This is a genomic window from Tibeticola sp. (genome assembly GCF_022759015.1).
In the GTDB taxonomy this organism is placed as follows: Bacteria; Pseudomonadota; Gammaproteobacteria; order Burkholderiales; family Burkholderiaceae_C; genus Tibeticola; species Tibeticola sediminis.
Genome location: NZ_JAEMQB010000068.1, coordinates 1 through 5,620 on the forward strand (window position 1 = coordinate 1; position 5,620 = coordinate 5,620).

A 5,620-nucleotide genomic window follows, 5' to 3' on the forward strand; every position below is an offset into this window, starting at 1 on the left:
GGCGTGGCAAGAACGATGATCTGGCTCGGGTTCATGGCGCGCATGGTGCGCAGGGCGGCTGCGGCCCGCAAGCGGGAAAACCCAAGGCGACCCGGGCAGCGTTCCGGGGATGCGCAGCCCCGGAGCGATCCGTTCGGCCTTGCCAGAAGTACTCCGCGCCGGGCGCGCGGGTTCCGCCCCGCAGGTCATCCGCGGCGTACCATGGTGCGTTGTGCAGGCTGCGCGTCGCCCTCTTTGCCCCCATGAAACACCGCTTTGCCGTTCTCCTCGCTTTGGGCTCTTGCCTGGCTGTCACGGCGTCGGCTCAGGTCTGGCGCTGCACCGATGCCGCGGGCAAGACCGTGTATGCCGACGCCCCTTGTCCCAGCGGCCAAAGCGCGCGGCTGGTCGAGTCGGCACGGACCCCGGCGCAGGTCGAGGCCGACGCCCGCGCGGCCGAGGCGGCGCGCGCGCGCCTAGAGCGCGAACAGGCGGCGTCGCGCGCAGCCGAAGCGGAGCGCCGTGCCGCCGAAGCCGCACCCATGCCGCCGGACCGCAGTCAAAGCACCGAATGCCGCGCCGCAAAGAAGGAACTCGAGTTCGTCTCCAGCATCCGCACGCTGCCCGACGAGGAAAAGCGCGCGCGCATGAACGCCCAAATCGCCGCCATGAACGCCGCGTGCGGCACCCAGATGGACCTGCTGCCCGACCCGCCTCCGCCCCCGCTGCCGCGTCGCCACGCCCAGCCCATGCCGGTCGGCCCGATCGCCATCACGCACTGCGACGCGCTCTATTGCTACGACGTCCGCGGCCGGCGCTACCCGCGTGCCGAAGTGGAACGGTTGCCGCGCTGAAGGCGCAACGCCCAAGGCGCCGGGCTGGGGAGCTTCGGGCAACGCCGAAGAAGTTCGCGCGATGCGCGGCGCCCGCGGGACGGGTTCGGCCTTGCCTTCGGTCGCTGCGCTCAGCCTCTCAGCCCGCGCGCTCGTCGAGCACCGCATCCGCCTCGTCCAGATGGCTGGTGTCGCCCCAGGCCAGCAGCGTGAGCGCTTCACCCGAGCGCAGGAAGCGGTGCACCGCGGTGTTGGTGATTTTCCAGGTGCGCGGCGCGGACAGCTCGATGCCCACGGCGGCGCGGTAGAGGCTGTCGAGCACGCCGCCGTGCGAGACGATGGCGATTTGTTCGCCCGGATGCGCCGCGGCCAGCGCATGCACGGTCTGCAGCACCCGCTGGTGCAGCGCATGCAGCGACTCGCCGCCCTCGGGCACCCAATGCGGGTCGCGCATGCGCCAGCGCTGGGCGTCTTCGGGGTGCCGAGCAGCAATGTCGGCGTAGGTCAGCCCTTGCAGCCGCCCGAAATGCCGCTCGCGCAGCCCGGTGTGCGGCACCAGCGGTGCGCCGGTGGCCTCGGCCAGCGCACGCGCGGTGTCCCAGGCGCGTTGCAGGTCGCTGCTGTAGACGGCGGCCAGCGGCTCGCCGCGTGCGGCAAGGGCGCGCGCCAGCCGCGCCGCTTGGCCGCGCCCGGTGTCGTTGAGCGCAATGTCGAGATGGCCCTGGATGCGCGTGTCCACATTCCAGGCGGTTTCGCCGTGGCGGATGGCGAGGATGCGGGTCATGTTCAAGGGCATGGCAAGAGTCGGTCGGGGCGGAGGTTAGGGGCACGGCGGCGTTTGCCAGGTCGCCAGCGCCTGGCGTGTTGCTTGCGCAAGGGCCGCGAGGCGCGTGGACACGGCGGCGGCATTTTCGGGCAAGGCCCCGGTTTGAGCCACCGACTCCAGTTCCGCGCAGGCTTGCTGCAAGGCCAGCGCCCCGATGTTGCTGGCCGCTCCTTTGAGCGCATGGGCGGCGGTGCACAGCGCCTCGGCCCGCGCCGCAGCGAGGGCGGCATCGATGTCGGCGAGCCGCTGCGGCAGCGTGTCGAGGAACAGCCGCACGACTTCGCGCGTCAGGGTCTGCGCCTCGTCGTCGAACTCGCGGAATTCCTCGAGCCGACTTCCATCCAGCACCGGCAGGTCGCTGGCCGCCATGGCGCCGGGTTCGGCGGGCCCAGACGGCTCGGTGGTGTTGGTGCGCCCGGCGGCATCAGAGCGGGCCCAGCGTTCGAGCGCCCGCGCGAGTGCAGCCACCTGCAAGGGCTTGTTGAGGTAATCGACCATGCCGGCCTCGGCACAGCGCGCCTGGTCTTCGGGCAGCACGGCGGCGGTCAATGCCAGGATGGGTGGCGCACGCTCCCCCCAGCGGGCGAGGATCTCGCGCGTGGCCTCGAGCCCGTCCATCTGCGGCATGTTCATGTCCATCAACACCGCGACGAGCGTTTCGCCCTGTGTGATCGCCTCGGCTACGGCCGCAACCGCCTCGTGGCCATCATCGGCGGTGCGCACCGCAAACCCCAGCCGGCTCAGCATCGCGCGGGCCACCTTGAGGTTGACCGGGTTGTCGTCGGCCACCAGCACCGTGCCGCGCGGCTTGGGTTCGTCCACGCGCCGCGCCTGTGCGCCTTCGGCGAGCGTGTCCGACGAGAGGCAGCGCACCAGCGTCTCGAACAGCTGCGTCTGCCGAGCGGGTTTGAGCAGCCGCGCGTCGAACAGCCGCGCCGCCTCGTCGCTGGCGGGCAGGTAACCGGAGCTGAGCAGCACCAGCGACAGCCCCTCGCCGAGCGGCTGGGCACGCAGCGCGCGGGCAAAGTCCACCCCGTCCATTTCCGGCATGTGCATGTCGGTGATGATGAGGTCGGGCAGCCAGCGCGGCTTGCTCGCATGGGCGTCGTCTCCCCCAGCGCCCGCCCCGGGCACCGCGGCGGCTTCGAGCAGGCGCAAGGCTTCGCCGGCGGATTCGGCGCTCTCCACCTCCAGCCCCCAGTGTTCGAGCTGGCGCCGCAACAGACGCAAATTGGTGGGGTTGTCGTCGACGATCAGCGCGCGGCAGCCCTGAAGCCGGGTTGCAGCGAGCGCGCCGTTGGGCCGGTCGAGCGTGGTGACCGGTGCGACCACGGTGAACCAGAAGCTCGACCCCTGGCCCGGCGTGCTCTCGACCCCGATCTCGCCGCCCATGAGCGCGACCAGCCGCTGGCAGATCGCCAGGCCCAGCCCGGTGCCGCCGTACTTGCGCGTGGTCGAGGCGTCGGCCTGCGTGAAGGCCTGGAACAGGGTGCCGATGCGATCCTCGGGAATGCCGATGCCGGTGTCGGTGATGCGGAACTCGATCGTGACGCGTCCCTGGGCATCGGGGGCGCCGCGCGGGCGCACATGCACGGCGACTTCGCCCTTGGGCGTGAACTTCACCGCGTTGTTCACGAGGTTGATCAGCACCTGTCGCAGCCGCGTCACATCGCCCACGATGGCCTCGGGCATCTGCCCGGGTGCCGGGTCGGGCATGTCGATCAGCAGTTCGATGCCTTTCTCGCGGGCCCGTGGGGCGGCGATGTCGCAGGCTTCCTCGACGGCGGTGCGCAGCGCGAGAGGCTCGGCCTCGAGTTCGAGCTTGCCCGACTCGATTTTGGAGAAATCGAGGATGTCGTTGATGACCGAGAGCAGCTGGTCGCTAGAGAGCCGGATGGTCTGCAGATAGTCGCGCTGTTCGGCGTCGAGCGCGGTCTCGGCCAGCAGCGTGCTCATGCCGACCACGCCATTGAGCGGGGTGCGGATCTCGTGGCTCATCGTCGCGAGGAAGGCGGCCTTGGCCTGCGCCGCTGCCAGCGCCTCCTCGCGCGAGGCGGCCAGCTCGGCCGTCCGCTCGGCCACGCGCGCTTCGAGCGTCTCGTTGGCCTGCTGCAACTGCCGCGCGTCCCGCGCCACCTGCTGGCGGTAGCGCTCGATCTGCGCGGCGCTGTCGTGCAGCACGGTCGAGAGCGCATGCACCTCGCGGATGCGGGTGGCCGTGTCTACCGCGGGCACCACGCCTTCGCCGATCGAGCGGGCCGAGTCACCCAGTTGCTCGAGCCGCCCGGCCAGCCGGCGCGCCAGCCACCACGCGGCGAGCAGGCCCAGCACGCCCACCCCGGCCGTGAGCGCGAGCGAGGCGTCGCGCGCGCGCAGCAGCCCGGCGGTGAAGTCGGTCTCGGGTGCGGCCACCACCAACACCCAGTGCAGTCCCCAGTCCTGGCCAAAGGGGCGCTGCACCATCAGCAAGGGGCCCGCCGCGGCCGGCACGCGCTGCACCGCGGTGTCGAGGGCGACGTTGTCGGCACTCTGGCGCGCACGCAGGGCCTGCCACGCGGTATGGGCGTCGCGGATCACCGCGTTGGCGCTCTCGGCCGGGCTGCGCAGCGAGGCCCGGCCGTCGGCCAGGCGCAGCAAGGAGTCGCCCGCCGAGCCCGCCAGGAGTTGACCGCGCTCGTCCATCACGAAGGCCGCCCCGTGGGCGCTCATGCGCTGGGTGCGCAGGCTGTCGGCAAGACGGCCCAGGCGCAGATCGGCCGCAAACACGCCGGCCACGCTTTGGTCTTCGGCATACACCGGCTGGGACAGCGTGACCCGCGGCTCGCCGTCCACCAGCTCCACCGGCGAAAACACCCGGCCTTTGGCGTCCACCGCGCGCTGGTACCAGCCGCGGGTGCGGGGTTCGAAGCTTTGCGGCTCGATCATCGCCGCGCGGCCGCGGTCGCCCGGATGCTGGACGTCGAAGGAACGGCGGCCCACGCCGTCGGCGGCGCGCTCGTGGATCCGGGTGTGGCCCTCGCGGGTTTCGACCGACAGATAAGCCCCCCGCTGCGTGCCGAAATAGAGCGCCGGAACGTCGCCCGACTGGCGGGTCAGCGCAAAGGCCATGGCTTCGAAGTCCCGCGGGTCGTCGAGCCAGGCGCGGGCGCGTGCCACTTCCTCGGCGCTCGGACGCTCACCGAGCAGGGCGTTGAGCGCGTCGGGCGCGCGACGCAGCAAATCCTCGGTGCCGAGTTGCACCCGGTCGGCGATGCGCCCGAGCAGCGTGCCGGCGAGTTCCCCCGTCGCTTGCGTCCCCGCCCGTGCCATGAGCCAGGTCGCGAGCGTCGCGGGCACCACGGCGAACAGAACCAGGCTCGCGGTCAGCAGCCAGCGCAGCGAGAAGCGACGCAAAGGGGCACGGGCCATGGCAATCGGCCTTCAACGCGTCAGCGCGACGAGCTCGACCGCGTCGAACGGCGCGGGGCGGCCGGGCAGTCTCACCAGACCGCGCCGGCCGGTGCGAACTGCGCCGGCAATGTGACGCACGGTCGAAATGCTCGCCGCAATCGGCCAGCCCAGGGCCTGGGCTTGGCGCTGCAACTGCATCGCCGTGACCGTGGTCTCGCCCACCGGCAGCAGCTGGCCGACCGCGTCGTGCAGCGGGTCTTTGAGCCGCGCGAGCGTGACTGGGCCGTGGTGCAAGGCCATGGCGACGGTGAACGCGGGCAGCGCGCGCCGGCCGCTGCCGAGGGTTTGCAGGTGCTGGGTTATGGAATGGGTCGCGCTGGCCAGGCCCAACGCCGAGCGCGCGGCACGCAGGCTGTGGCTGACCGATTCGGTGTCGGACGTGTCGGCAAAAATGGCGAGCAGGCCTTCGCCGCCGAACTGCATCGAGCGGGCACCGAAGAGATAGACCGTATCGCCTGCGCTGCCGTAGAAACGCTTGACCAGACCGGTGAGCTCATCCGGTGTGAGTGCCTGGGCCAGCTCGGGAAACACC

General features: G+C 71.5%; 4 protein-coding genes. 1 reads left to right on the forward strand and 3 read right to left on the reverse strand.

Going from position 1 to position 5,620, the window contains the following annotated elements:
* Positions 1-242 precede the first annotated feature (242 nt).
* On the forward strand, positions 243-833 hold the full coding sequence (locus tag JHC36_RS04040) for a DUF4124 domain-containing protein (RefSeq protein WP_287916180.1): 591 nt from the start codon (positions 243-245) through the stop codon (positions 831-833).
* A 118-nt stretch (positions 834-951) separates the two neighbouring features.
* Here the strand turns inward: JHC36_RS04040 and JHC36_RS04045 are convergent, their stop codons facing one another.
* The 3 genes from JHC36_RS04045 to JHC36_RS04055 form a co-directional block, all read right to left on the reverse strand.
* Positions 952-1,602: a histidine phosphatase family protein gene (locus JHC36_RS04045; protein ID WP_287916185.1), complete on the reverse strand. Its 651-nt coding sequence runs from the start codon at positions 1,600-1,602 to the stop codon at positions 952-954.
* A gap of 30 nt (positions 1,603-1,632) precedes the next feature.
* Positions 1,633-5,046 (reverse strand): response regulator, encoded by a 3,414-nt coding sequence (locus JHC36_RS04050; RefSeq protein ID WP_287916183.1) that lies wholly within the window; start codon positions 5,044-5,046, stop codon positions 1,633-1,635.
* Positions 5,047-5,058: 12 nt separating this feature from the next.
* Positions 5,059-5,620 (reverse strand): nucleotidyl cyclase domain-containing protein (locus JHC36_RS04055; protein WP_503006841.1); only part of this gene is annotated, 562 nt, incomplete at its 5' end.